Consider the following 25,530-nt stretch of genomic DNA (forward strand, 5'->3'; position numbering starts at 1 on the left):
CGTGAGGGCCGAGCGATCCGGTTACGAGGGTTGGTCGGGTTGGCGCCGGTGTGCCGTCGTTGTCGGTTTGATCGGTGAGGCGGGTTGGCCGCTTGATCGAGTTCCGTCATTGATGTTGACGGGTAAGGCGTCGACCTCTTCCGAGCAGAGAGGATCGCAATGGCTCTCACCCGACGAGGTTTCCTGGAAGCCTCGGCCGTCACGGCGGTCGGCGCACTGTGGACGCCGGGACTCGACCGATCCGCGCCACCGGACTTTCCGACCGACATACCCGTCTACCGCGAGACCTACCGCAACTGGGCCGGCGAGATCCAGGTCGACGGCATGTGGACCTGTGCACCCCGTACCCCGGCCGAGGTGGTCACCGTGACCAACTGGGCGTACGGGCACGGCTATGCGGTACGTCCACGTGGTTACCGGCACACCTGGTCACCGCTCACCGTCCCCAACGGCGGGGCGGCGAACCGGACCATCCTGGTCGACACCACGAAGCACTTGACCTCGATGACGGTGCTGTCCACCGCACCGGGAGCGGCGGCGGTACGGGTCCAGACCGGCGCCTCGATGGAGGACCTCCTCGGCTTCCTGGAGGGGCACGGGCTCGGCGTCACCAACACGCCCGCCCCCGGCGACCTCAGCGTCGGCGGGGTACTGGCGATCAACGGCCACGGCACCTCGGTACCGGCCGACGGCGAGACCCGTACGCCCGGCCACACCTACGGCTCGCTCAGCAACCTCATCCTCTCGCTCACGGCCGTGGTCTGGGACGCGGCGGCCGGCGGGTACGTGCTGCGTACCTTCGACCGGTCGGATCCGGACTGCAAGGCACTGCTCACCCACGTCGGCCGTGCGTTCGTCACCGAGGTGACGATGCGGGTCGGGGCGAACCAGAACCTTCGCTGCGTGAGCACCGTGGACATTCCCGTCTCGGAGCTGTTCGCCGCGCCGGGCAGCGGAGCCCGGCGTACCCTGGCCAGCTTCGTGGCGTCGGCCGGGCGGGTGGAGGCGATCTGGTTCGCCTTCACCGACAAGCCCTGGCTGAAGGTCTGGAGCGTCGCGCCGAGCCGGCCGTTGACCTCCCGACCGGTCGTCGCGCCGTACAACTACGTCTTCTCCGACAACGTCCCCGAACCCGTCTCCGAACTGGCCGAGCTGCTGCTGAACGGAGCCTGGTCGCTCGCGCCGACGTTCGGCCAGGTGCAGTACACCACCGCCGCCACCGGACTGACCGCCACCCTCGCCACCGACCTCTGGGGACCCTCGAAGAACCTGCTGCTCTACGTCAAGCCGACCACCCTGCGGGAGACCGCGAACGGCTACGCGGTGCACACCAACCGGGGCTCGATCCAGCGGGTGGTCAGCGAGTTCGCCCAGTTCTACCAGCGGCAGCTCGCCGCGTACCAGGGTCGGGGCGAGTTCCCGGTCACCGGCCAGGTGGAGATCCGGGTCGCCGGGGTGGACCAGGCCGCCGACGTGGGCGTACCCGGGGCGGAGCCGCCGGCCCTGTCCGCCGTCCGGCCCCGGGCGGACCACCCCGAGTGGGACACCGTGGTCTGGTTCGACGTGCTCACCTTCCCGACCGCACCACGGGCGCACGCGTTCTACCGGGAGATGGAGATCTTCTTCTTCACCAACTACGGCGGCGCGTACGCCGGTTGCCGGGCCGAGTGGTCGAAGGGCTGGGGGTACACCGACGAGGCCGCCTGGGCCGATCCGACCATGCTGACCCAGGTGGTCCCCGACTCGTACCGGCAGGGCCCCGACCCGACCTGGGACTGGGCGGTGGCGACGCTTAACCGGTACGACCCGCACCGGCTGTTCAGTAACCCGTTCCTCGACGTACTGCTGCCCGGCACCGCCTGACCGATCGGGGCGGCTCAGTCCGGGATGCGTCGCCGGACCGGCGGCCGGGGGAGCAGCATCGGCACCTCGCGCCGGTGCGCGGCGTACCCCGGCCGCCGGTCCACCGACCGCCGTTCCATCAGCGGAATCGTCGCCCCGACGAAGAGCGTGAGTACGGTGAGCGGGCCGATCACCGTCCACCACCAGGTCGGGTCGGCGGCCAGGCCGAACAGCCACAGTCCCCACCAGAAGGCGATCTCACCGAGGTAGTTGGGATGTCGGGAGTACCGCCAGAGGCCCCGGTCGCAGATCCGGCCCCGGTTCGCCGGGTCGGCGGCGAATCGGCGCAGCTGCCCGTCGGCGACCGCTTCCAGCCCGATCGCCGCGACGGTGACCAGCACCGCGAGCACGTCCAGCGGGCCGAACGCGCGGTTCCCCGCCACGGCGGGCCAGCCCGACAGCAGGCCGGCGAAGACGACGAGGGTTGGCATCAACTGGATACCGGCGAGGTTCACCAGCCACCACGGCAGCCGGCCCCGGGTCTGCGCCCGGAGTTGACGGTAGCGCCAGTCCTCGTGCCGCAACCCCGACCAGCCCCGCGCCCAGTTCGCGGTCAGCCGCAGCGCCCACACCGTCACCAGCGCCGTCACCAGGAACTGGCGGAGCGCGATCCCGTCCTCCGTCGCCACGATCCAGCCGACGAGAACCAGCGGCGGGGCCACGCTCCAGTACGGGTCGTAGACGCTGGCGTTGGCGAGCACCATCGAGGCGGCGAAGACCAGCAGGGTCGCGACGAGGTCCGCGTACAGGGCGCTGGTCAGCGGATGCTGTGACCCGGCGAGCTGCCAGGTCAGCGCGGCTCCGAGCCCGGCGACCAGGTAGCTCCCGCCGACGACGCCGAACGCCGCCGTCCGGGACGCCTCGGCGAGGGCACCCCCGATCCGGTACGTCCGCATCCTGAGCACCCTACCGTCGGCCGGTCGACTTTCGCCGTGCGCGGAATCCCTGGCCCGGCTTCCCCCACGGGTGGCTGAATAGAGGCGAGTGCGGCCACGGGGAGGAGTCCGATAGGGACGGTGCCGGCGTACGACGAGATCGCGGACTGGTACGAGCGGGAGCCGGGTGGGCCCGCGGCGGCCGTACCCGGGAACTTCAGCCGGCCGCCGCTGGACCGCGCGTGGGGTCGAGGACCCGCAGCGCGGCGGCGTGCAGGGCGTCGCTCCGGGCGAACAGCGACGGGCCGGGGGCCGGCCGGGTCCGGCCATCGAAGCCGCTGTACCGGCCGCCGGCCTCGGTCACGATGAGCGAGGTGGCGGCGAAGTCCCACACCTGGCCACGGGTCTGCACGGCGAGATCCAACTCGCCCCGGGCGACGAGCAGCGCGGCGTGCCGGCGCCACGGGGTCGGGGTGGTCACCGCGCAGAGCGGCGCGATCATCTCGCGTTCGGCGGGGAAGACCTGGTCGTCGACGGGCACCACGCCGAGCCGGCTGCCGGACAGCCGCTCCGGCGCGGTCCGGTCGACGGAGATCCGCCGCTCGTTCCGCTCGCTTCCCTCGGCGATCTCGGCCTCGTAGGCGCCGCTGCCGCGCCCGGCCCACCAGATCTTCCCCTGTGCCGGCACCGCGGCCACCCCGACGACGATCTCGCCGGCCTCCTCCAGCGCGACGAGGACCAGCCACCGGTCGTCGCCGGCGACGAACTGGGCGGTGCCGTCGATCGGGTCGACGATCCACCGTCGGCTGCCCTCGCCGACCTGCCCCGCCTCCTCGCCGAGCACGGCGTCGTCGGGCCGGGCCTCGGTCAGTACCGCCCGGATCGCGGCCTCGACCGCCCGGTCGGCCTCGGTCACCACGCTGCCGTCCGACTTGTGCTCGGGGGAGAGCCGGGCGAGGTCCGCGAAGTAGCGGAGGCCGACCACGGCACCGGCCAGGGCGGCACGCCGAGCCAACAGAAGATCGTTTTCCACGGACCCATCCTCGCGTGCGGCCGGGCGGACCACCGGACCCGGGGTTCTGCCCGGCCGCACCCGCGAGTCGGGGTCAGCCCACCGGCGTCATCCGCAGCGCCAGCGCGGGACACATCCGGACCGCCTTGCGAGCGCCCCCCTCCAGCCAGGTCGGCACCGGCGTGGACGGGAACGAGGGAAAGCCGTTGGCGTCCAGCCGGACGAACTCCGGCACCACATGGGCGCAGAGGCCGTGCCCGTCACAGCGGGACCAGTCGACCACCAGCTTCGACGTGGGGGCGTCCGCCGCCGAGGGCAGGCCCAGCACCCCCTTCACCTTCCGGCCACAGCCGCCCCGGTTGGCGTGCGCCTCCAGGTCCTCGGTGAAGACCTCCAGGGCCGAGGTGGCGAACCGGGCGGTGCCGTCCGGGTGGCTGCACGCACCCCGGCCGCGTACCGCGCCCGCCGCCGCCCGGACCGCTTCGGAAGAGGCGCTGCCGCCGACGATCAGGTCCAGCGTCCGGGCCAGGTCCGGCAGGCCGAGCCGGCACGGCCCGCACTGTCCGGCCGACTCGCCGGCCAGGTACGTCACCACCTGGGCGGCCTCGCCCAGCGGGCAGACGTCGGCGCCCAGCGGCATGATGATGCCGGCGCCGAGCGCGCCCCCGACCTTGGTGAACCCGGCCCGGGACACCTCGGCGGTGGCCGCTCCCTCGGCAGTGATCCACTTTCCGTGGTAGCCGCCGGTGAGCACGCCCGGTCCGGTCGGCGTCTCGCAGAGTTCCAGCACGTCCCGGAGCGGGATGCCGGTCGGGCACTCCACCACCGCGGGTCGGCCGGCGGCGCCGGTCACGGTCAGCAGCACCGTACCGGGCTCGTCGGCGGTGCCGACCGTGCCGTACTCGTACGGGCCGAGTCGGGCCGCCAGCGCGAGCTGTGCGTACGTCTCGGCGTTGGAGAGCAGCGTCGGCAGGCCGCCCACCCCGGTGTCGCTGGCCCGTACCTTGCGGCCCGGTGGGATGTGCGCCTCGCCGTTGATCCCGCGCACCAGGGCACCGCCCTCGCCGGAGATGAACCGGTGCGGCACGGTGACGATGCCGGTGCGTACCGGCATCCGGCGCTCGGCCAGCGCGGCGGTGAGCGACGCCTCCCCGATGCCGTCGTCGGCGACACCGATCACGATCTCTTCCGCGTCCAGTGCGTAGGCGGCGATCGCGGCGCCGTCCAGGATCAGGTGCGGGGCCCGGGTGAGCAGCGCCTTGTCCTTCCACGCGCCCGGTTCGCCCTCGGTCGCGTTCACCACCACCACGGTCGGCAGGTCCTGCCGGTCCGCCGACTCCAGCACCGCCCGGATCTTGCGACCGAACGGGAAGCCGGCGCCGCCCTTGCCCTTGAGTTCGATCCCCTCGACCAACCGGAGCAGGCCCTTGGGGGAGAGCGGGTTGACGGCGCCGTGCACCATCTCGTGCGCGGCCAGGTCCAGCCGGCCGAACTCGTCGAATCCGGCGGTCAGCCGGGGCTCGCCGAAGCAGGCCACCGGCGGTACGGCGGTCAGGCTCATCGTGCCCCTCCCTTCAGGTTGGTCCAATACGCGCCTTCCTCAGCCGCCTCGTCCGGCTCCTTGCGTCGGGAGGACCGGCTGGGCGGTTCGCCGGACTTGCGGGTCCGGCGGGAGGCGAGGTCGGTGAGGGAGGGACGGTCGGCGTCATCGTCGTCGCCCCGGCCGGCGGCCAGGTTGGGCTCGTACCGGGCGGCGCGGCCCCACTCCGCCGTGCTCTCCTCAGCATCGTCGTCGTCCTTGGCCCGGCGTCCGGCGCGCTCCGTGGCGGGTTCCTCCTCGGCCGCCCGGCGTCGCCGACCGGACCTGGTGGCACCGGTCGTCGGCTCGTCGTCGGGCTCCCGCCAGGAGCGTCGTCCGGCGCCGTCGGTGTCGTACCGGGGCCGCCCCTCGTCGTCGGCAGCCCGCCGGGGCCGCCGCTCCTCGTCGGCCACCGGCGTCCGCGACTCGTCGCGGTCGGCGGCCCGAAGCGGTGCGTCCTCGTCGGCCAGCGGTCGGCGGTACGCGGAGTCGTCCGCCCCGCGTCGCGGCCGGTCCCAGGGGTCCTCCGAGTCCCCGGTCGCCCAGCGACGGGGGCTGTCCCAGGGCAGTTCCGGGTCGCCCACCGGAAGGTCGCCGGCAACACCGGTCTCCACGTCCCGACCCAGCGGGACCTCGGGGACGGTGAACCGGTCCGACCGGCGGCGGGACGAGTCCGTGGCGTCGGACTCCCCGGCCCGGGCCCAGCTGTCGATGGCGGCCTCCGACCCGTCGCCGCGCAGGTCGTTGAGGCTCTCCCGGCGTCGCCGACCGACCCGGGTCCCCCGGTCGTCGTCGCGCCCGGTCGGAATGTCCCCGGTGTCGGTGCGGCCGATCCGGATGTCCCCGGTGTCGGCGCGGCCGACCCGGATTTCCGGGTCGCCCTTGCGGCCGCTCATGGTGTCGTCGCCCCGGCCGATCCGGATCTCGGGGTCGCCCTTGCGGCCGCTCATCGTGTCGTCGGCCCGGCCGATCCGGATTTCCGGGTCGTTCTTCCGGCCGCTCATGGTGTCGTCGTCCCACCGGCTGTCCCGGCCGCTCCGCCGACTGTCCGTCGCGCTCCGGCGACCGCTCGTGGCCGGGGAGCTCTGCCGGCTGGCCCGGATCTCGTCCGCCGTGCGGCGTTTGGCCGGGGCCGTGCCCGTGCCGGTCCGGACCGGTCCGCGTGCCCGGGCAGCCCTGCCGACCGGGGCGATCGAGCCGGTGCCCTGGCCCTGCTCCTCGCGCTTGCGACCCAGCGAGACCGAGAGCCGGACCAGCAGCGCGCCCACCACCAGGGCCACGCAGAGCAGGTAACTGACGGTCACCCAGGTGGCCGCGGCGCGACCGGCCTGCAAGCCGTGCACCAGCGCGATCGGCCAGGCGGCGTACGACACGCTGTGCAGGGCGCGCCACAGCCACGGCTTGCCGACACCGGCGAACCGGACCCGGATCAGACCGGTCCAGAGCACGCTCACCATGAGTACCCCGGCGACGGTGCCGAGTCCAACGTAGACAGTGGCACCGCCGACGAACGGCAGGAGCGCGGCGCCCGCGCCGACGTGCCCGGCGGTGATTTTGGTCAACACGTGCAGTACCAGGGCGATCACCGCGATGATGCCGAGCGACCGGTGTGCCGACTGGAGCAACACCCGATGCCGGATCAACAGGACGATGCGGTCGGTCGCCACCAGACCGGCCATCACGGTCAGGCTCAGCGACACCAGGGTGACCGGACCGGCGAAGAACACGATGAACACGAACATGTACGCGTTGATCAGGTTGCCGATCGGGCTGAGCATCGCCGCAGCCCACAGGGCGGCCAACACCGAGACAACGAGTACTGCGACAGCCCCCTTCGGCCGGGGTGTGCTACCCCGGCTGGTGAAGCTCTTGGGAATGCTGGCTCGCTGAATCTGCCTCGTCCGGGCCATACGCTCCTCGATCTCCGCCTCGGTGCCCACCACCGCGCCCCAGCTGACCACTCGTCGGCACGACGAGCACGGTCGCCTATTGTGCCCCGTCCCGATCGTGCCACTTTGGCCGGAGTCGCACCGCCGACGTTCTACTGCCGGCGGTCCGACCCACCACAGGTACGGAGAAACAGGCCGGGGGGATGAGTCCCGTGCCGATTATGTTTCACGATCGGTGGAGTTGGCTCCCCTCCGGGGTGGGCAATCCGGGGTCAACCGGTGAAGAGCTTCGCCGCGGTGATGACGGTCTGTACGACACCGTAACCCAGCAGTACGGCGATCAGCAGCCACGAGATCCAGAGACGGCCGGACTGGCCGTGCGGGTGCTCGGTCATCGAGTGGTGCTCCTCTCGGTACCGACCGAACCGGCGGAGTCGACACCGGTGTCGGACGCAGTGGTGGACCGGTCACCGACCGTCGTTGCCGGCCCGGGTCCGCCGACCGGGGTGGCCGGCTCGTGGAATCGGTCCGGTACGGGCCGGATCAGCAGGTTCGCGACGAACCCGATGGCCAGTACGCCGACCATGGTGAACAGCGCCGGCTGGTACGCGGACGCGGTGAGGGTGCCCGGCTTGCCCTGGGCGTCGAGGAACCCGTTGATGATCAGCGGTCCGGCGATTCCGGCGGCGGACCAGGCGGTCAGCAGTCGACCGTGGATGGCCCCGACCTGATAGGTGCCGAACAGGTCCCGCAGGTACGCGGGGACCGTGGCGAACCCGCCGCCGTAGAAGGACAGGATGACGCAGGCGAGCAGCACGAAGAGCGCGGTCGCGGTGGAGCCGATCAGGGCCAGCAGGGCGTAGAGCACCATGCCGACGCCGAGGTAGACCATGTAGATCGGCTTGCGTCCGATGATGTCGGAGGTCGACGACCAGGCGAACCGGCCCGCCATGTTGAACAGTGACAGCAGTCCGACGAAGCCACCGGCCGCGGCGATGGTGACGGTCGACGTCCCGTTCTCCCGGAAGAAGTCCTGGATCATCGGGCTCGCCTGTTCGAGGATCCCGATCCCGGCGGTGACGTTGCAGAACAGCACGATCCAGAGCAGCCAGAAGCTGCGGGTCCGGATGGCGTTCGTCGCCGAGACGTGCGCGGTGGTGACCAGTGGCTTGGCCGCCACGGTGGCCGGATCGAAGCCGGCCGGCCGCCAACCGGGTGCCGGCACCCGGACGTTGAACACGCCGAACATCATGATGGCGAAGTAGCCAACGCCCAGCGTGACGAAGAGCCCCACCAGCGCTCCGCCGGAGGCCACCGAGGCGGAGTTGGACGGGTCGTAACCGGGGTCGTAGAACGAGAGCAGTTGCCGGGACAGCGGGCTGGCCAGCATCGCGCCGCCGCCGAAGCCCATGATGGCCAGGCCGGTCGCGAGGCCGGGGCGGTCCGGGAACCATTTGATCAGAGTGGACACCGGCGAGATGTATCCGATGCCGAGCCCGATCCCGCCGAGGAAGCCGTAGCCCAGGTAGACCAGCCAGAGCTGCCCGGTCGCGATGCCGAGCGCGCCGACCAGGAAGCCGGTGGCCCAGAAGCACGCCGAGACGAACATCGCCTTGCGTGGTCCGTTCGCCTCCACCCAGGTTCCGCCGACCGCCGCCGACAGCCCCAGCATCACGATGGCGATGCTGAAGATGACGCCGATGGCGGTCTGGCTGGCGTCGAAGTGGGCGATCAGCGAGTTCTTGTAGACGCTTGTCGCGTACGCCTGGCCGATGCACAGGTGCACGGCGAGTGCGGCCGGCGGAATCAGCCAGCGGCTGTATCCCGGTTTGGCGACGGTGTGCTGATGGTCGAGTGCGGACAGCAGCGGCACGGTCGTACCTCGCTTGCGGGCAGGGCGGGCGTGGACGGTGTTACGGCGGTGGACGGCCCGCGTCGTCGACTCCGTCGTGGCTTGCTTTACCGCCCGGAACCTAGTCGCCGGCTTCCGTTGACATGATCAACTCGGATCGGTCGATCGCTCGACGGTCGATGGGCTGAGCCGAACGGTCGTCCGGCATGCGTACGAATATGCCATCGTGACGAGCCGCTCACGGTACGGCGCATCGGGTGCCGCCGATTCGCCCTCCGGCCCAGCCGTTTCGCCCGGCGAGTGCGAAACGGCTCGCCCGGCGAGTGCGAACGGTTCGGCCTGCGGGTTCAGCCGGTCCGGGCGGCGCCGAGTGCGGCGGTGATCCGGGGCAACGCCGTGCTGATCGGTTCGCGGACCACCTCGACCGCCATCGCGTCGTACGGCGTCGGGTCGCGATTGACGATCACGAGCCGAGCACCGGCCCGGACCGCGACCCGACACAGCGAAGCCACCGGCTCGACCTGGAGTGAACTGCCCACCGCCAGCAGCAGTTGGCTCGCCTCGGCGATCTTCTCGGCCTGGGCGAAGGTGTCCTGGTCGAGGTGCTGGCCGAAGAGCACGACGGCCAGCTTGAGAATGCCACCACAGGCCGGGCAGGCCGGGTCCGGATCGCCCGCCGCGACCCTGGTCAGCGTCTCGGAGGTGGGAGTCCGCGCCCGGCAGCCGGTGCAGACCACCGAACGCATGCTGCCGTGCAGTTCCAGGACCTTCCGGGGTGCGATACCGGTCATCTGGTGCAGGCCGTCGACGTTCTGGGTGAGGATCCGCACCGCCAGCCCGGCCCGGTCCAGTTCGGCCAGGGCGTGGTGCCCGGCGTTGGGCTCGGCCCGCCAGGCGGCGTGACCGAGATAGGTCCGCCAGAACCGTGCCCGGACCTCAGGGTCGGCCATGAACCGGTCATACCGGAAAGCGTCCGCGAGGGCCGGATCCCGGGTCCACACCCCGTCCGGACCCCGGTAGTCCGGCACTCCGGAATCGGTGGAGATGCCCGCCCCCGTCAACACAGCGACCCGCCGGACATCCCGTCCCCACTCGGGGAGCGCCACCTCGTTCATGCGCGCCAATGCTAGGCAGCGGAGCGGGTCCAGAGCGAGCGGTTATCGTTCGGCGCCGCCGGTCCGGCCCTGCCGGATCAGCGCCGCCGGATCAGCGCCGCTGGGTCGGTGTGCCGCGTTCCGCTGGACCGCCACCGCTGCGAGGTGCGGTCGGTGCCGCTACGGTCGGATTTGTTGGGAAACCATGCCGGTCCCATCCGGGCCGGCCGTTCCGGATATGTGCTGATGAAGAGGAACCGCATGACCGTCAATATCGACCTGACCGGTCGGACCGCTCTGGTGACCGGCTCGACCCAGGGCATCGGCGCCGCAATCACCACCCAGCTCGCCAGAGCCGGCGCCCGGGTGGCGGTCAACGGGCGTACCGCCGACAGTGTGCGACGGGCGGCGACGGCGCTGCGGGCCGAGGTGCCCGGTGCCGAGGTGATCGAGGTCGCGGCCGACGTCGCCAGCGACGAGGGGGCGGCGCGGACTCTGGAGGTCCTGCCGAGCGTCGACATCCTGGTCAACAACCTGGGCATCTTCGGTGCCGTGCCGGCGCTGGAGATCGACGACGAGCAGTGGCGCCGGTACTTCGAGGTCAACGTGCTGGCCGCGGTACGACTGACCCGCAACTACCTGCCGGGAATGATGGAGCGCGGCTGGGGACGGGTTCAGTACATCGCCAGTGACTCCGCGGTGGTGATCCCGGCCGAGATGATCCATTACGGCGTCTCCAAGACGGCGTTGCTCGGCGTCTCCCGGGGCTTCGCCAAGGCGGCCGCCGGTACGGGCGTGACGGTCAACGCCGTGATCGCCGGACCGACCCACACCGGCGGGGTCGAGGACTTCGTCTACGAACTGGTGGACCGGCAACTGCCGTGGGAAGAGGCGCAGCGCGAGTTCATGCGGGCGCACCGGCCGCAGTCCCTGCTCCAGCGGCTGATCGAGCCCGCCGAGATCGCCAACCTGGTCACCTATCTCGCCTCGCCGCTCGCCTCGGCCACCACCGGCGCGGCCGTCCGGGTCGACGGCGGCTACGTCGACGCCATCGTTCCCTGACGAAACGTCGATCAGGAACCTTGAGATCTTGAACCCGGTGCTCGGTCGAGGTGACTGGTGGGCGGTTCGCGCGGGTTCGGGCGGTCCACCGATGACGCTCTGTCGTGACAGGCTTACCGTCGACAATCGATGGTTCGCCTCCTGAGCTGTAGGTGGGGCAGTCTCTGGAGAAGATCAAGGAGGTGGCGAAGCTGTGGACGTGAGCGGCGCTGTGTGGCGCAAGTCGACCCGCTCCAGCGGTATCGGTGGGCCTTGTGTGGAGGTTGCCGACAACCTGTCCGGCGTAGTCCTGGTGCGCGACACAAAGGATCGTGCCGGCGGCACGCTCGTCTTCCGGCCGGCTGGCTGGCAGGCGTTCGTCGACCTCGCGAAGCGGATCGAGTCCGCCGGATAGCCAGCGATGGAGTCGGACAGTCGGCGGCAGGGTCCCGGTAGCCAGCCGCAGATCTGTCGACGCGCCGACGAGCAGGGACGGCCCCCCGTCCGGCTCACCGGTGACCCGCTGATAGACAGGACGCGGGCGGTGGCGATCCAGGCGGTTGCCACCGGAAGAGGGGGCGGCAGGGTGCGGATCGACGTGGCGCAGCGGCGGGCCAGGATCGGCCGTCGACACCGGCTCGCGGCGGCGGCCCGAACCGACGACCCCGTGGAGGTCGCCCGGGACCTGGTGGCGCTGCACGCCTCCGATCCACCCACGGTCTACCTGGCGCTGTTCGCCCGGATGACGACGGCCGACGTCGCGACCGTCGACCGGGCCCTCTACGAGGACCGGACCCTGGTACGGATGCTGGCGATGCGCCGGACGATGTTCGTCAGCCCGGTCGAACTCGTACCGGTGCTGCACGAGGCGTGCGCCCGTACGGTCGCCGGTCGGGAGCGCCGCAAGATGCTCGGCTTCCTCACCGAGGCCGGCGTGGCCGACGACGTCGAGCGTTGGCTCGCCGAGGTCGAGGAGGTGGCGCTGCGGGCGATCGAGGCGCGTGGCGAGGTGACCTCGACGGAGTTGGCCGAGGAGGATCCACGGCTGCGCCAGCCTCTGGTGTTGTCCCCGGGCAAGTCCTACGAGGGGCGGCAGCGGGTCGTCACCCGGTTACTGCTCCTGCTCGCCGCCGACGGGCGGATCGTCCGGGGCCGGCCCCGGAGCACCTGGGGATACAGCCCCTACCGCTGGGCGCTCGCCGACCGCTGGTACCCGGAGCCACCCGCGCAGTGGTCGGCCGAGGACGCCGAGGTCGAGTTGGCCCGTCGCTGGCTGGCCGCGTACGGGCCCGCCCCGGCCGACGATCTGCGTTGGTGGACGGGTTGGAACGTCGGGCAGGTCCGTCGGGCGTTGGCCCGGCTGAACCCGGTCGAGGTGGAACTCGACGACGGGACCGGGCTGCTCCTCGCCGACGACGTCGCACCGGTCGCCCCGGCGGAGCCCTGGGCCGCACTCCTGCCCGGCCTCGACCCCACCCCGATGGGATGGTCGCGGCGGGACTGGTTCCTCGGCCCGCACGCGCCGTACCTGTTCGACCGGTTCGGCAACATCGGTCCGACGGTGTGGTGGGACGGCCGGATCGTCGGTGGCTGGGCGCAGCGCAAGGACGGCGAGATCGCGTACCGGTTGCTCGAGGACGTCGGCGCGGACGCGCGCGGCGCGGTACGGACGGCCGTCGCGGAACTCACCGACCGGCTCGGCGAGGTACGGGTCACGCCGGCGTTCCGGACCCCGCTGGAACGCGAACTGTCGGCCTGACCCGGTCCCGCCGAGCCGGTCGGGCTCACCCCGCGACGGGCTGGTACGGCCGGGGCAGCCCACCGGTGCGGGCCGCCCAGGCCACCACGTCGGTGACGGTGGCGTTGCCGCCGCAGAGCACGAGTCCGAGCACGGCGTCCCGGCCGACCCGTTCGATCACCCGCCGGGCGGCCGGGACCAGGCAGCCGGCCGCCGGTTCCACCCACAGTTTGGCCTCGTCGGCCAGGGTGAGTACCCCGTCGACAGCCTCGGCGTCGGTGACCACCAGGACCTCCTCGACGTACGCCCGGACGTGCGCCAGGGTCAGGTCGCTGACGGTCGGCGCGCCGAGGGTGCTCGAGATCGAGGTGACGTCGACCCGGACCGGGCGGCCGGCGGCCAGGGACCGGGACATGCTCTCGGCGCCGACCGTCTCCACGCCCCAGATCCGTACCGCCGGGTTCGCCGCCCTGATCGCGGTCGCCACGCCCGAGATGAGCCCGCCGGTGCCGATGCTGACCACGACGTCGGTCAGGTCCGGCCGGTCGGCGATGAACTCGGCGCCGACCGTTCCGTGCCCGGCGACGATGGCCGGATCCCCCAGCGGATCGACGTAGGTCATGCCCTGGCGCCGGTGCTCCTCGGCGATCTCGAAGGCGTGCGAGACGTCGGCGGTGAGCAGCAGTGTCGCCCCGGTGGCGCGGACCCGGGCGATGGACCGGGCGGGGGCCGCCTCCGGCATCACGATGGTCGCCCGGGCGCCCATCCGGGAGGCCATCGCCGCCAGGGCCATGCCGTGGTTGCCGCCGCTGACCGTGACCAGCCCGGCGGCGAAGTCCTCCGGTGATAGCGACAGCAGCTTGTTGGCGATACCCCGGGGCTTGAAGCTGCCGGAATGCTGGAGGATCTCCAGCTTCAGCGCGACCGGAACGTCCAGCACCTCGGCCAACCCGGGGCTGGCGACGGTGGGGGTGTGCAGGACGTGCGGGGCGATGCGGGCAGCGGCTTCCGTTATCCGTGCGGCGGGGATCAGCTCAACCATGCCCACGGACGGTACTCGGCGGTCGGGGGAGCGGACGAGCCGAGAGCGCCGGGCGCGGGGGATGCGGATTAACCCGACGAAAAGCTACATCTTGCCGCAGTCTTGGCGGGTGAGGGCAAGTACCAAGGCGGCACTCGAGCGAGACCCGGAGGGCTCGCGCCGGGTCTCGCTCCTCGAACTCTTCTTCGACCTGGTGTACGTCGTCGCGCTCGCCCTGATCTCGCGGTACCTGGTCCAGAACCTGCACTGGGCCGGGGTCGCCCAGTCGGCGGTGCTGCTCGCCGCGGTGTGGTGGGTCTGGGCGATCACCGCGTTCCTGACCGACCTCTACGATCCGCAGCAGGTCTCGATCCAACTGCTCACCGTCGCGGTCATGCTGGGCAGCCTGCTGATGGCGGCGACCGTGCCGCACGCGTTCGGCTCGGGCGGTCTGGTCCTCGCGTGCGCGTACGTCGGGATCCATCTGGGCCGTGGACTGTTCCTGGTACCCAGCCTGCGGGGTCAGCCGGCGCAGGGCCGGGCGATTCGGATCTTCTTCTGGTTCGTCGTCTCGGCGGTGCCCTGGATCGCCGGCGGACTGACGTCTGGGGAGGGCCTCCGGACCGCCCTCTGGGCGCTGGCGGTGCTGATCGACTACCTCGCCTTCAGCCTGGGCTACCCGACCCCGCGGCTCGGGCGGCTGCCGCAGACGCAGTACAACGTCACCGCCGCCCATCTCGCCGAGCGCTACCAGCAGTTCTTCATGATCGCCCTCGGCGACGCGATCCTGATCACCGGGTTCGCCTACAGCGGGGTCCGGGCCGGGCCGGCGCACTCCGGCGCGTTCATCATCGCCTTCCTGAGCACCGTACTGATGTGGCGGATCTACACCCACCGGGCCGGCGAGGTCCTGCCACTGGCGATCGAGTCCGTCATCGAGACCCGGCGGTTCTTCCGGATCGCCCCGTACACCCATCTGACGATGGTGACCGGGGTCGTGCTCAAGGCCGCGAGCTTCGAACTCATCATCGCCCGTCCGCTCGACCATCCGGGCTGGGCGATGATCGCGCTCGTGCTCGGTGGGCCGGCGTTGTTCCTGATCGGCCGGTCCCGTTTCGAGTACGAGGTCTTCGGCCGGGTCTCCCCGTCCCGACTGGTCGCGTTGGGCGTACTGGGCGCGATCTCCCCGGCGATGCGGCTGCTGCCGCTGGTGGCGGTGGCCGCCTGTGCCATGTTGGTGCTGGCCGGGATGGCGGCGGTCGACACCGCGCGCAGCTGGGGCCGGTCCCCGGAGCGGCCGTCGCCGCCGGTGTAGTCCGGGGCGCGGACCGCCGGCGGGCCGGGCGCGGTCCCGGCGGTGTGCGGCTGGCGTTTGCGGGTAGGCGGGCGCCACAGCAGCGGCACCGGCGAAGTGGAGCGACCGATGAATCTGTCCCATTTTCCGCTGCGCGTCGCCATCGGCGCGTTCTTCCTGAATTCCGGCCTGTCCAAATGGAATCTGGAGGGCGAGGCCGCGGCCGCCACCCACGGGATGGCCGTCGGTGCCATCCCGCAGGTCAGGCGGATCGGACCCGACGTCTTCGCCAGGGTGCTCGCCGGCACCGAACTCGCCCTCGGTGCGGCACTGCTGGTACCGGTCATCCCGTCGGCACTGGTGGGCGCGGGACTGGTCGGATTCGGTGGCGGCCTGATGCGGTTGTATCTGGCGACCCCGGGGCTGCGCGAGCCGGGCAGCGTACGGCCGACCCAGCAGGGTGTCCCGATCGCCAAGGACAGTTGGCTGGTCGGTGCGGGGCTCACCCTGCTGCTGGACGACCTCTTCGGGCGGATGTCGGGTAGGCGCCGGGCCATGGGCGTGCATCTCGCCCGGAACTGCGGAAGGCGTCGGGGCTGACCCCGTCCGGTTCCGTTTCGCCGCGCCGAGGCGGGGTACCCGCGAGCCGAGCAGCGGCAGCACCGAGATGACCACCGACACCACGAGCGCGATCATGACCGGGCTCCGGACGACGGCACCCGGGGGAGGGCGACGGTATGGCTGGGATCGTCCTGCGAAGTTTCGCCTTCAACGACCACGACCGGCTGCCGGACCGGTTCTCCCGGTCCGGCGGGAACATCTCGCCGCCGTTGGAGTGGCTCGACGTCCCCGAAGAGGCCACCGAACTGGTCCTGCTGGTCGAGGACCGGGACGCGGGGCGGACACCGTTCCTGCACTGGCTGGTCACGGGCATCGAGGCGGTCTCCGGCGGCGTCGACGAGGGTGAGACACCGCCGGGCGGGCGTACCTGGGTCAACGGCTTCGGTACGGCCGGCTGGGGCGGCCCGCACCCGCCGATGAACGACGACCCGCACCGGTACTTCTTCCGGCTCTACGCGGTGAACCGTCCGCTGGAACTGCCCGGTGCCCCGCAGGCGCCCGACGTGCACGCCGCCGTCGAGAAGCTGGAACTGGCCAGCGGCAACATGGTCGGCACCTTCGCCCGCTGAACCGCCACCTCTCAGGGCCGGAAAACCAGCGGCGCGACGGCCGTGGCCTCGGGTTAGATGCTCGACATGCGGTTCCCCCCTGGCTGGTCGGTACGCCGGCCCACCCTCGACGACGTGTCGGCGATCCTGGCCGTCGTGCAGGCGAGTGACATCGCGGCCCTCGGGCACGCCGACTTCAGCGCCGAGGACGTCCACGAGGTGCTGACCGCGCCGGACGTCGACCCGGCCCGGGACTCCTGGCTGGCGCTGGAGCCGGACGGCGGGATCGTCGGCTGGGCCTACCTGGAGGACTCCAACCGGGGACCACGGGAGACCGTCGAGGTCTACGTACACCCGGAGCGGGGGCGGCCGGCCCAGGCACCGCTGCTGGCCCTGCAACTGCTCCGCTCCGCCGAGCGCGCGGCGGAGTTCGGCCTCGACCGGATGACGGTGCGGGTTCTCGCGCTGCCCACCGAGGAGCACTGGATCGGCATCGTCCGGACCGCCGGGTTCGAGTTCGTCAAGCGGTACGCCCGGATGCGCCGGTCGCTCACCGGGGTACCGACGCAACCGCCGTCACCCCCGCCCGGGGTGCTGATCCGGCCGGTGCGGTCGACGGACGACACCGACCTGCGGGAGTTCCACCAGATCCTGGACAGCGCGTTCCGGGACACCCCGGACTACCAGCCGGCGACCTACGAGCAGTGGCGCGCGCAGGTCGCCGCGTTGCCGAGCGTCGCCTGGGACGAGTGGTTCGTGGCCACGGTCGACGGCCGGCCGGTCGGCATCCTCCAGTCCGCCGACCAGACACTCGACCAGAACGAGGGCTGGGTGAAGCAGTTGGCCGTGCTGCGGTCGTACCGCCGACGCGGGGTGGGCGGCGCGCTGCTCGCCCGGGCCTTCGCCTGCTACGCGGCCAAGGGACGCGAGTACGCCGGCCTCGGCGTCGACCTGAGCAATCCGGCCGAGCCGGTCCGGCTCTACCGGGCGGCGGGAATGAGCCCGAGGTACGAGGCGGACGTCTTCGAGCGGACCGTCGCCGCCACGCCCTGACCCCGCGGGCCGGCTGTGGGGCTCACGCGTCGACCAGGTCGTCGGCGACGTCGACCCGGTCGAGCGAGGAGAGGATGCGGTAGTCGTACCAGTCGATCTGGATGGCACCGGCGGTGGCGTAGCAGCCGATGACCCGGCCGGTGAAGCCGCCGGCGACCTCGGTCGACAGGTATCGCCCGTCCAGTTCGGCGAGGACGACGAACTCGCCGTCCTCCGCTTCGAAGCCCAGTCGTACGACGTCCGGCTCCTGCCGGGGATGGTCCATGCCCGGCCCGGAGGACCAGGTCTCGACGCGTAGCACCACCGGGCCGGCGACCGTACGGCTGGCGAGTTGCTCGGACAGGGGGCCGATCCGGGCCCGTACCCGCACCTCGCCCTCGTCCAACTCCACCGCGTAGTGGTGCTGTTCGTCCAGGCGTACCGCCAGGCCGCCCCGGCCCTGAGGGGCGTCGACCAGCGCGCGTACCGCGAGGTCGTGCTGTTCCTGCCGGCGCCCGACGAAGGTCACCATCGGGTCGTCCAGCGAGCCGCCCCGGGCCCGCAGGGTCAGCCAGCCGGGCCGCTCGACCAGCGAGACGTCCTCGGGTGGGCGGGACCGGAGCGAGATCCACCGAGGATGCAGCTCCGCCGCGTCGAAGTCGTCCCGTGCCGGCGTGGCCGCCACCGGGGCCGCCGGCAGGGTCGGGGCACGCATCACCGGTGCGACGGTGCCGATCACCGGCCAGCCGTCGGACCAGGTGACCGGGGCGAGGAAGGTCTCCCGGCCGAGTACGTGCCAGCCGGGCGTCCCGCCACGGGGTCGTACGCCGAGGAAGAGCAGCCACCACGAGCCGTCCCCGGCCTGAACCAGATCGCCGTGCCCGGTGTTCTGGATCGGCTGGTCGGTGCTGCGGTGGCTGAGGATCGGGTTGGCCGGGCACGGTTCGAACGGGCCGTCGGGCGCGGGGCCACGGGCCACCGAGATGGCGTGGCCGCGCTCGGTGCCGCCCTCGGCGATTAGCAGGTACCAGGTGTCGCCGACCCGGTAGAGGTGCGGAGCCTCCGGGAACTGGGCTCCCGGGGTGCCCGACCAGATGCGGGTCGGCTCGCTCAACACCGCGCCGCTGAGCGGATCGATCCGGACCTGGCCGATCCCGGCGAAGGTGCACCAGCAGTTGCCCTCGTCATCCCAGGCCAGATCCGGATCGATGCCGAGTACGTCGGGCAGGTGCACCGGCTCGGACCACTTGCCGGCGGGATCGTCGGCGGTGACCAGTATCGTGCCGCCGTGCGGGATGTTCGACGTGATGAGCCAGAACCGGCCGTCGTGGTGGCGCAGCGTAGGCGCGTAGATCCCGCCGGAGGACGGTGTGCCCGGCGGCAGGAGCAGTTGGCTCGGCCGGTCCAGGACATTTCCGATCTGGGTCCAGCCGACCAGGTCCCGGCTGTGGAAGATCGGCACCCCGGGGAAGTACTCGAAGCTAGAGCAGGCCAGGTAGTAGTCGTCCCCGACCCGGCACACGCTCGGGTCGGGGTAGCAACCGGCGATGACCGGGTTGGCGAACGTTCGCATCAGCGGTCGATCAGAACTCGGTCGCCGGCAGCCCGGCCGGCCACTGCCCGGGGCACGGCTGAACGTGTCGGTGACTTCCTCGTCCCGCGTCCGCAGCGTGTCCCGGCGGAACGGGTCACCTTCATCGACTATCCTTTCCGGCGAAAACTTTCCGGAATAATTCCGTAACTAGATCGGAACGCTATGGCCCACCGTCCGGACAGTCAACCCCGAAACCTGAGGCAAAATACTGTGCACCCGGGCTGTGGACGCCGGTGCAGCCTCGGAAGTGTTTCGGTCGTAGGCTGAAGCCTCAACAAAGGAGCCGCCTCGTGACGGTCGACGAAGGACGCAGGATCACCATCACCGCCATCGCCCAGGAGGCGGGCGTGTCGGTGCCGACGGTCTCCCGGGTACTCAACGGCCGCAACGACGTGGCGCCGCAGACCCGCGAGCGGGTGGAGGAGCTCCTCCGCCGGCACGGTTACCGCCGCCGGGCGACCCGGCCCCGGGCCGGGGCGAGCCTGATCGACCTGATCTTCAACGACCTCGACAGCCCCTGGGCGGTGGAGATCATCCGAGGTGTCGAGGACGTCGCGCACGCCTCCGGGGTCGGCACGGTGGTCTCCGCCATCCATCGACGTTCCACCTCCACCCGGCAGTGGTTGCAGAATCTGCGTACCCGGGCCACCGACGGGGTGATCCTGGTCGCCAGTGATCTGGCCCCGCCGGTGCACGCCGAGCTGCGCCGGCTCAACGTGCCGATGGTGTTGGTCGACCCGGCCGGCGTACCGAACATCGACATCCCGACCATCGGCGCGACGAACTGGGCGGGCGGGCTGCGCGCGACCGAGCATCTGCTCTCGCTCGGGCACCGGCGGATCGGCTTCATCGCCGGCCCGCCCCGACTGCTCTGTAGCCGGGCCCGTCTCGACGGCTACCGTGCCGCACTGGACGCCGCCGGCATGCCGCTGCACGATGAGCTGATTGTGCCCGGCGATTTCTACCACGAGTCGGGTTACTCCGGCGGCGCCGCGCTGCTCGACCTCGACGAGCCGCCGACGGCGATCTTCGCCTCCAGCGACCAGATGGCGTTCGGGGCGTACGAGGCGGTCCGGCGGCGGGGGCTCCGGGTGCCCGACGACGTCAGTGTGGTCGGCTTCGACGACCTGCCGGAGGCGCGCTGGGCGTCGCCGCCGCTGACCACCGTGCGCCAGCCGTTGGCCGAGATGGGCCTGCTGGCCGCCCGGACCGTGCTCCGGCTGGCCCAGGGCGAGCCGCTGGACACCCCGCGGGTGGAGCTTTCCACCGATCTGGTCGTCCGGGACAGCTCGGCGCCGTATTCGGGCCGCTGAGGTCGAATTTCCGGTAGAACGGCTGCTGCATTACCGGGAGATTTCCGGTATGGCTTGACGGTTGGACCGGAATCGGCGAATACTTGGGAACGCTCCCATGGTGACGTTGAGTTAGTCGTCGGAGCCGGCCCTCCTGGTGTCGGGCCGCGGGTTGTCCGCCATCCGGCAAGGAGGCCCCGCCGTGGTCGACCACGTCCGTCCCACCACCCGGAACACCTCACCGGACATCCGGAGGCCCCGAGGAGATTGGCGTGCCCTCGGCGCCGGACTGGTCGCCGCCCTCGCCTCGGCGATGCTGACCGCCGGAATGAGCGTCGTCGTGCCCGCCGGTCCGGCTGGTGCCGCCACCACCACACTGGCCCAGTTGGCCGCCACCCGGGACAAGCAGATCGGCGTCGCGCTGGCGCCGGACCGGCTGACCGACCCGGCGTACCGGAACATCGCCGACAGCGAGTTCGACCACGTCGTGGCCGAGGACGCGATGACCTGGGCCGCCACCGAATCCCTCCGCGGCTCGTTCACCTGGTCCGCCGCCGACGAGATCGCGACGTACGCGGCCACCAGCGGCAAGGCACTGACCGGGCACGCCCTGGTCTCGCCCACCCAGGTGCCGGCCTGGGTCGACGAGATCACCTCCACCGACGACCTGCGCGCCGCGCTGCGCGAGCACATCAGCGCCGTGGTCGGCCGGTACGGCGACCAGGTCGAGTACTGGAACGTCCTCGACGAGGTGTTCGCCGAGGACGGCAACTGGCGGGAGGACTCGGTCTTCCAGCGGCTCGACAACTTCTACTGGATGGAGGAGGCGCTGTACGCCGCCCGGGCGGCCGCACCGAACGCCAAGCTCTGTGTCAACGACCACGGCACCGAGGCGATCAGATCCAAGGCCACCGCGCTCTACAACCTGGTGCTGCAGTACCAGGCCCGTGGCGTGCCGATCGACTGCGTCGGCTTCCAGACGCACCTGGCCGTCAACGGGGTGCCGGACACGCTCCAGGAGAATCTGCAACGCTTCGCCGACCTCGGCATCGACGTCCGGATCACCGAGTTGGACATCCGGGTCCCCGTCCCGGCCAGTCCCGCCGACCTGCGGGCACAAGCCACCGACTACCGGCGGGTCTTCCAAGCCTGTCTCGCGGTGACCCGGTGCACCGGCATCACCGTCTGGGGCGTCACCGACCGGTACTCCTGGATCCCGGACGCCCTACCCGGACAGGGCGCCGGGCTGCTCTGGGACGAGGGGTACGCCAAGAAGCCGGCGTACGACGGGGTGACGGCGGCGCTCCTCGACACCACGAACCCCACCTTCACCTCGCCGCCGCCCACCCCGTCCGCCCCCGGGCCGGGCCCGTCGCCGACCGTGACCTCCCCGGCACCGCCGAGCGGCTGCACGGTGACGTACCGGGACATCACCTGGAACCGAGGGTTCATCGCCAGCATCCGGATCGGCAACGACACCACCTCCCCGGTGCACGGCTGGACCCTGACCTTCTCGCTCGGTGTCGGCCAGCGCGTCAGCCACGGCTTCAACGCGACGGTCACCCAGTCGGGTGCCCAGGTGACCGCCCGGAACGTCGGACACAACCGGACCATCGGGGCCAACGGGGGAGCGCAGAGCTTCGGCTACCAGGCCACCCAGACCGGCGGCAACCCCGCACCGACCTCGTTCGCGCTCAACGGGCGGCCCTGCCGTACCGCCTGACGCCGTCGTCCCCGGCCGCCCGGCGTCGCGTACGGCGTCGCCGACGTGCCGGAGTCGGGTCCGCTCCGCCGCAACCAACCCCATCCGGCGGAGCGGACCGGTTTGCCGGGTTAGAGGTGATCGGGTGCGGGGTACCACCCGCGGTAGCGACGCCCTGCCGCAAGGTGGGGCGCTGGACCCGAGGGAGCAGCACCGATGAGACTCGACGACGACGACATTCGGACCACGGGCGGCGGTGGCGGGGAGGGTCCGGCCGACGGCGGGGCCAACCCGATGGGCCGGGACGGTGGCGCCGACGGTGCCGCCGAGGGCCCGGCCGACGCGGGTGCCACCGCGGGGCAACATGACGGTGGGGCCGACGGTGCCGCCGAGGGGCCGGCCGACGGAGGCGCCACCCCGGGCCAGCACGACGGTGGGGCCGACGGTGCCGCCGAGGGCCCGGCCGACGCGGGTGCCACCCCGGGGCAGCAGGACGGTGGCGCCGACGGCGCCGCCCGGTAGCGCCGGACCGGCGCGATGATCGAGGACGGACGTCCGGCCGACACGGTGGCGGGGGAGCAGACGCCCGGACCTTCCGGACCGGCCCGGACAACCGCGCCGGGCGGCGAGGGCCGCCCGGCGCGGGCCGCCGGTACGACCACCACCCGACCTCCGGCGCTCGCCCGGTGCGTGGCCGTCGAGCCGGCCAAGTTCGCCGCCGCCTACTGGGGGCGGGCCGCACTGCTGTCCCGGGCCGCCGAACTCGCCAACCCGGACGGCTTCACCGACCTGCTCAGTCCGGCCGACGCCGACGAACTGCTCAGCCGGCGTGGCCTGCGGACCCCCTTCCTGCGCGCGGCTCGGGGCGGCCAGGTGCTTCCGACCGGGCAGTACACCGGCGGCGGCGGGGCCGGCGCGGAGATCACCGACCAGGTACTCGACGAGCGCGTCCTCGCGCTCTACGCCGACGGCGCCACGCTGGTGCTCCAGGGCCTGCACCGGACCTGGCCACCCCTGATCGACTTCACCCGCGAACTGGGCCTGACCCTCGGGCAGCCGTTACAGGTCAACGCCTATCTCACCCCGGCCGGCAACCAGGGATTCGGCACCCACTACGACACCCACGACGTCTTCGTGCTCCAGGTGGACGGGCACAAGCACTGGCAGGTCCACGAGCCCGTTCTGCCCGACCCGCTGGAGCGGCAGCCGTGGGGCGGCCGCGCCGACGAGGTGACCGCGGTCGCCGAAGGCCCGCCCGCGCTGGACGTGGTACTCGCCCCCGGGGACGCGTTCTACCTGCCCCGGGGCTGGCTGCACAGCGCCCGCGCCCAGGACGAGAGCAGCCTGCACCTGACGGTCGGCGTCCGGGCGCTGACCCGCTACACGATCGTCGAGACCCTGCTGGACCTGGCCGCCGAGGACCGCAGGCTGCGCGCACCCCTGCCGTTCGGGGTCGACGTCGCCGACGTCGACCAGGTCGAACCGGAGCTGACCGAGACCGTCGAGGCACTACGGGACTGGCTGCTCCGTGCCGACCCGGCGGCGGTCGCCGAGCGGTTGCGGGCCCGAGCCTGGCCGGCGGCCCGACCGGCGCCGATCCGGCCACTCGCCCAGGCGGCGGCGATCGGCGCCGTCGACGCCGACACCCTCCTCGCCCCACGCGACGGCCTGCGCTGGCAGCTGACGGCAGAGCCCGCCGACGCCGACGGCGGTGCGGGCCAGGTCACCCTGCACCTGTTTGACCGCACCATCACCCTCCCCGGCCAGTGCGCCCTCGCCGTCCGGGTGTTCCTCTCCGGCGGGGTTTCCCGGGTCGGTGACCTGCCCGGCCTCGACGACGACGCCGACCGGATCGTGCTGGCCCGCCGGCTGCTCCGCGAGGCGGTAGCGGTACCCGCGTGAAAGGAAGGGCCCCTTCTTATCGCTTTCTGTATAGGAAGGGCCCCCTGCTAACCGCCTTGCCGCGGTGGTCAGCGGAGGAGTGCGAAGAGCGCGCCGGTGGTGAGCGCGCCGGCGCCCACCACCATCAGGACCGCCCGGACGTCCAGACCGGCGTGACGCCGGTCGGCGAGCACTCTCGCCGGCGCCAACCCGACCACCGGCCCGAGCAGGGTCACCAGCAGCGCGAGCACCGGCATCGCCACCGCCAGGTCGCCGCCGTACCGGACGCCGACGGCCCGGGCGGCGACCCCGAGGGCGTACGCGCCGGCCGCGCCGAGCACACCGAACGCCGCCAGCAGTGGTCGCGTCGCGCCCGGTAGCTCACCGGGTCTGCGGGCCCGGTCGAGCAGCTCACGAACCCCGTCCAGCAGCGTCTCGGTGTCGGCCGGTCCGCCGCCCTGCGGCACCGGAGGCTCGCCGATCCGCCGGTCCGCCGATCCGAGCTGCCCGCGCAGCGTGCTCCAGAGGTGGATCACCTCCGCCTCGGTGCCGTCGACCTCCTCCTGGGCGGCGGCCACCTCCGCCTCGGCCCGTCGTACGGAGTGCTCCGCGTCCCGTACGGCCCGGGTGGCGGCGGCGCACTGGCGCTCGTACCAGGTGTCCGCCTCGGCCCGTTCGGTCTCGGCCTGCCGGGTCACCTCGGCGAGTTGCCGGATCGAGCGGGCGTACGTCTCGGTCGACCCGGCGTACGGGTCGGTCTGCTCGGGACGGGCGGTCATCGTGACGGTCCGTAGGGAATGATCACTTGACCGGTGCGGTGCACCGAGCGGTCGAAGAAGAGCCCACGCCACGGGCGCGGGTACCAGTCGGGGCCGCCGCCGGGTCCCGGGTACAGCGCGGAGGTGAGCTCGGCCCCCTGGACGTCCAGTGCCACCCAGGCACCGATCTGATCGGTCCGGGACGCCGGTCCGCCGAGGTCCACCCGCATCCGGGCCACCCCCCGCCACCAGGCCAGGGTGTGGGTACGCCGCTCCGGCCCGTTGTGCAGGACGTGCCGCAGGTGTTCCAGCCCGGAGCGCCCGCCGACGGTGCCAGAGAGCTGGCTGGCGGCCGCGTCCACCGCGTAGAGGAGCAGGTAGTGCGGCTGGCCCAGGGTGCCGCCGTGGCCCAGCCCGTTCGCCGTCTCGGCCATCAGCTCGCCGATGTCCTCCTCCTCGTACCAGGAGGCGTCGGTGCCCAGCGCGTCGTAGAGCGACCGGGCGGCGGTGTCCGCGTCCGGGTCGAGACAGGCGATCGAGAACCGCGCGGTGCCGGGCCGGTGCTGGCGGTGCAGGGACCGGGCCGCCGCGTCCAGCACGGCGCACGCCTCGTCGACTCCGGTGCCGAGTACGGCCAGGTTGCGGCCGGGTGCGCGAGGCAGCCGCATCCCCGCCGACCGTGCCTGTACATCGATGATCTCGCCGAGCAACGCGACCGGTCCCCGGACACCACCGCTGGGCCGGTCCGGGCCGGTTCCGCTCCGGTTCGGGCCGGCCTCGGAACGGTCCGGGACGGCGGTCCGAT

23 protein-coding genes and 1 pseudogene are annotated in these 25,530 nt (G+C 72.1%); 12 read left to right on the forward strand and 12 right to left on the reverse strand.

Going from position 1 to position 25,530, the window contains the following annotated elements:
- Positions 1-159 precede the first annotated feature (159 nt).
- Positions 160-1,863: a cholesterol oxidase substrate-binding domain-containing protein gene (locus H4W31_RS29350; protein ID WP_192769599.1), complete on the forward strand. Its 1,704-nt coding sequence runs from the start codon at positions 160-162 to the stop codon at positions 1,861-1,863.
- A 14-nt stretch (positions 1,864-1,877) separates the two neighbouring features.
- On the opposite strand, the gene H4W31_RS29355 is transcribed toward H4W31_RS29350, so the two are convergent.
- The 8 genes from H4W31_RS29355 to H4W31_RS29385 all read right to left on the reverse strand — a co-directional run bounded on the left by H4W31_RS29355 (position 1,878) and on the right by H4W31_RS29385 (position 10,466).
- The gene (locus H4W31_RS29355; protein ID WP_192769600.1) at positions 1,878-2,798 is read right to left on the reverse strand and encodes a DUF1295 domain-containing protein; all 921 of its coding nucleotides are present in this window, start codon (positions 2,796-2,798) and stop codon (positions 1,878-1,880) included.
- Positions 2,799-2,994: 196 nt separating this feature from the next.
- A complete protein-coding gene (locus H4W31_RS29360) occupies positions 2,995-3,810 on the reverse strand; it encodes an inositol monophosphatase family protein (RefSeq protein ID WP_192769601.1) in 816 nt (271 codons plus the stop codon).
- A 73-nt stretch (positions 3,811-3,883) separates the two neighbouring features.
- Complete coding sequence (locus H4W31_RS29365; RefSeq protein WP_192769602.1) at positions 3,884-5,350, reverse strand: NADH-quinone oxidoreductase subunit NuoF family protein; 1,467 nt, start codon at positions 5,348-5,350, stop codon at positions 3,884-3,886.
- On the reverse strand, positions 5,347-7,146 hold the full coding sequence (locus H4W31_RS29370; protein WP_192769603.1) for a hypothetical protein: 1,800 nt from the start codon (positions 7,144-7,146) through the stop codon (positions 5,347-5,349). Before H4W31_RS29370 ends, H4W31_RS29365 begins: the two co-directional genes overlap by 4 nt.
- A gap of 383 nt (positions 7,147-7,529) precedes the next feature.
- The gene (locus tag H4W31_RS43900) at positions 7,530-7,652 is read right to left on the reverse strand and encodes an MFS transporter small subunit (RefSeq protein ID WP_264084089.1); all 123 of its coding nucleotides are present in this window, start codon (positions 7,650-7,652) and stop codon (positions 7,530-7,532) included.
- Positions 7,649-9,124 (reverse strand): OFA family MFS transporter, encoded by a 1,476-nt coding sequence (locus H4W31_RS29375; protein ID WP_192772477.1) that lies wholly within the window; start codon positions 9,122-9,124, stop codon positions 7,649-7,651. The genes H4W31_RS43900 and H4W31_RS29375 overlap by 4 nt, the downstream gene beginning before the upstream one ends.
- Before the next feature lie 332 nt (positions 9,125-9,456).
- Positions 9,457-10,224, reverse strand: a complete 768-nt coding sequence (locus H4W31_RS29380; RefSeq protein ID WP_192769604.1) for an SIR2 family NAD-dependent protein deacylase — start codon at positions 10,222-10,224, stop codon at positions 9,457-9,459.
- A 77-nt stretch (positions 10,225-10,301) separates the two neighbouring features.
- Positions 10,302-10,466, reverse strand: coding sequence for a hypothetical protein (locus tag H4W31_RS29385; protein WP_192769605.1), 165 nt, complete (start codon positions 10,464-10,466; stop codon positions 10,302-10,304).
- Here H4W31_RS29385 and H4W31_RS29390 point away from each other — a divergent pair.
- From H4W31_RS29390 to H4W31_RS29400, 3 genes are all read left to right on the forward strand, one after another.
- Positions 10,465-11,265, forward strand: a complete 801-nt coding sequence (locus H4W31_RS29390) for an SDR family NAD(P)-dependent oxidoreductase (RefSeq protein WP_192769606.1) — start codon at positions 10,465-10,467, stop codon at positions 11,263-11,265. The genes H4W31_RS29385 and H4W31_RS29390 overlap by 2 nt on opposite strands.
- A gap of 199 nt (positions 11,266-11,464) precedes the next feature.
- On the forward strand, positions 11,465-11,659 hold the full coding sequence (locus H4W31_RS29395) for a DUF397 domain-containing protein (protein ID WP_192772478.1): 195 nt from the start codon (positions 11,465-11,467) through the stop codon (positions 11,657-11,659).
- A gap of 171 nt (positions 11,660-11,830) precedes the next feature.
- On the forward strand, positions 11,831-13,003 hold the full coding sequence (locus H4W31_RS29400; RefSeq protein ID WP_318783466.1) for a winged helix DNA-binding domain-containing protein: 1,173 nt from the start codon (positions 11,831-11,833) through the stop codon (positions 13,001-13,003).
- Between the two features lie 25 nt (positions 13,004-13,028).
- Here the strand turns inward: H4W31_RS29400 and H4W31_RS29405 are convergent, their stop codons facing one another.
- Complete coding sequence (locus tag H4W31_RS29405; RefSeq protein WP_192769608.1) at positions 13,029-14,024, reverse strand: threonine ammonia-lyase; 996 nt, start codon at positions 14,022-14,024, stop codon at positions 13,029-13,031.
- Between the two features lie 109 nt (positions 14,025-14,133).
- On the opposite strand from H4W31_RS29405, the gene H4W31_RS29410 reads away from it, so the two are divergent.
- From H4W31_RS29410 to H4W31_RS29425, 4 genes are all read left to right on the forward strand, one after another.
- A complete protein-coding gene (locus tag H4W31_RS29410; RefSeq protein WP_318783467.1) occupies positions 14,134-15,318 on the forward strand; it encodes a low temperature requirement protein A in 1,185 nt (394 codons plus the stop codon).
- A gap of 108 nt (positions 15,319-15,426) precedes the next feature.
- Complete coding sequence (locus H4W31_RS29415; RefSeq protein WP_192769610.1) at positions 15,427-15,897, forward strand: DoxX family membrane protein; 471 nt, start codon at positions 15,427-15,429, stop codon at positions 15,895-15,897.
- Positions 15,898-16,034: 137 nt separating this feature from the next.
- Positions 16,035-16,487, forward strand: coding sequence for a YbhB/YbcL family Raf kinase inhibitor-like protein (locus H4W31_RS29420; RefSeq protein ID WP_192769611.1), 453 nt, complete (start codon positions 16,035-16,037; stop codon positions 16,485-16,487).
- 66 nt (positions 16,488-16,553) lie between these two features.
- Positions 16,554-17,519 (forward strand): GNAT family N-acetyltransferase, encoded by a 966-nt coding sequence (locus H4W31_RS29425; protein ID WP_192769612.1) that lies wholly within the window; start codon positions 16,554-16,556, stop codon positions 17,517-17,519.
- A gap of 22 nt (positions 17,520-17,541) precedes the next feature.
- On the opposite strand, the gene H4W31_RS29430 is transcribed toward H4W31_RS29425, so the two are convergent.
- Positions 17,542-19,071 (reverse strand): glycoside hydrolase family 43 protein, encoded by a 1,530-nt coding sequence (locus H4W31_RS29430; RefSeq protein ID WP_192769613.1) that lies wholly within the window; start codon positions 19,069-19,071, stop codon positions 17,542-17,544.
- 311 nt (positions 19,072-19,382) lie between these two features.
- On the opposite strand from H4W31_RS29430, the gene H4W31_RS29435 reads away from it, so the two are divergent.
- The 4 genes from H4W31_RS29435 to H4W31_RS29450 all read left to right on the forward strand — a co-directional run bounded on the left by H4W31_RS29435 (position 19,383) and on the right by H4W31_RS29450 (position 23,988).
- Complete coding sequence (locus tag H4W31_RS29435) at positions 19,383-20,405, forward strand: LacI family DNA-binding transcriptional regulator (protein ID WP_192769614.1); 1,023 nt, start codon at positions 19,383-19,385, stop codon at positions 20,403-20,405.
- A 181-nt stretch (positions 20,406-20,586) separates the two neighbouring features.
- Complete coding sequence (locus tag H4W31_RS29440; RefSeq protein ID WP_318783468.1) at positions 20,587-22,107, forward strand: endo-1,4-beta-xylanase; 1,521 nt, start codon at positions 20,587-20,589, stop codon at positions 22,105-22,107.
- A 195-nt stretch (positions 22,108-22,302) separates the two neighbouring features.
- Entirely contained in the window at positions 22,303-22,608 is a 306-nt protein-coding gene (locus tag H4W31_RS29445; protein WP_192769615.1) for a hypothetical protein, read from the forward strand.
- A 15-nt stretch (positions 22,609-22,623) separates the two neighbouring features.
- The gene (locus H4W31_RS29450; protein WP_192769616.1) at positions 22,624-23,988 is read left to right on the forward strand and encodes a cupin domain-containing protein; all 1,365 of its coding nucleotides are present in this window, start codon (positions 22,624-22,626) and stop codon (positions 23,986-23,988) included.
- A gap of 68 nt (positions 23,989-24,056) precedes the next feature.
- On the opposite strand, the gene H4W31_RS29455 is transcribed toward H4W31_RS29450, so the two are convergent.
- Positions 24,057-24,746: a hypothetical protein gene (locus H4W31_RS29455; RefSeq protein ID WP_192769617.1), complete on the reverse strand. Its 690-nt coding sequence runs from the start codon at positions 24,744-24,746 to the stop codon at positions 24,057-24,059.
- Positions 24,743-25,453 (reverse strand): annotated as a pseudogene (locus tag H4W31_RS44465) (FtsK/SpoIIIE domain-containing protein); the annotation flags it as partial. The gene H4W31_RS29455 and the pseudogene H4W31_RS44465, both read right to left, overlap by 4 nt.
- Positions 25,454-25,530: the final 77 nt, after the last annotated feature.

Source organism: Plantactinospora soyae (assembly GCF_014874095.1).
Taxonomy (GTDB): domain Bacteria; phylum Actinomycetota; class Actinomycetes; order Mycobacteriales; family Micromonosporaceae; genus Plantactinospora; species Plantactinospora soyae.

Coding starts and splice junctions, on each gene's coding strand:
- H4W31_RS29350 (WP_192769599.1), top strand. CDS start 160: ATGGCTCTCACCCGACGAGGTTTCCTGGAAGCCTCGGCCGTCACGGCG.
- H4W31_RS29355 (WP_192769600.1), bottom strand. CDS start 2,798: ATGCGGACGTACCGGATCGGGGGTGCCCTCGCCGAGGCGTCCCGGACG.
- H4W31_RS29365 (WP_192769602.1), bottom strand. CDS start 5,350: ATGAGCCTGACCGCCGTACCGCCGGTGGCCTGCTTCGGCGAGCCCCGG.
- H4W31_RS29370 (WP_192769603.1), bottom strand. CDS start 7,146: ATGCTCAGCCCGATCGGCAACCTGATCAACGCGTACATGTTCGTGTTC.
- H4W31_RS43900 (WP_264084089.1), bottom strand. CDS start 7,652: ATGACCGAGCACCCGCACGGCCAGTCCGGCCGTCTCTGGATCTCGTGG.
- H4W31_RS29380 (WP_192769604.1), bottom strand. CDS start 10,224: ATGAACGAGGTGGCGCTCCCCGAGTGGGGACGGGATGTCCGGCGGGTC.
- H4W31_RS29390 (WP_192769606.1), top strand. CDS start 10,465: ATGACCGTCAATATCGACCTGACCGGTCGGACCGCTCTGGTGACCGGC.
- H4W31_RS29385 (WP_192769605.1), bottom strand. CDS start 10,466: ATGCGGTTCCTCTTCATCAGCACATATCCGGAACGGCCGGCCCGGATG.
- H4W31_RS29405 (WP_192769608.1), bottom strand. CDS start 14,024: ATGGTTGAGCTGATCCCCGCCGCACGGATAACGGAAGCCGCTGCCCGC.
- H4W31_RS29415 (WP_192769610.1), top strand. CDS start 15,427: ATGAATCTGTCCCATTTTCCGCTGCGCGTCGCCATCGGCGCGTTCTTC.
- H4W31_RS29420 (WP_192769611.1), top strand. CDS start 16,035: ATGGCTGGGATCGTCCTGCGAAGTTTCGCCTTCAACGACCACGACCGG.
- H4W31_RS29425 (WP_192769612.1), top strand. CDS start 16,554: ATGCGGTTCCCCCCTGGCTGGTCGGTACGCCGGCCCACCCTCGACGAC.
- H4W31_RS29430 (WP_192769613.1), bottom strand. CDS start 19,071: ATGCGAACGTTCGCCAACCCGGTCATCGCCGGTTGCTACCCCGACCCG.
- H4W31_RS29445 (WP_192769615.1), top strand. CDS start 22,303: ATGAGACTCGACGACGACGACATTCGGACCACGGGCGGCGGTGGCGGG.
- H4W31_RS29450 (WP_192769616.1), top strand. CDS start 22,624: ATGATCGAGGACGGACGTCCGGCCGACACGGTGGCGGGGGAGCAGACG.
- H4W31_RS29455 (WP_192769617.1), bottom strand. CDS start 24,746: ATGACCGCCCGTCCCGAGCAGACCGACCCGTACGCCGGGTCGACCGAG.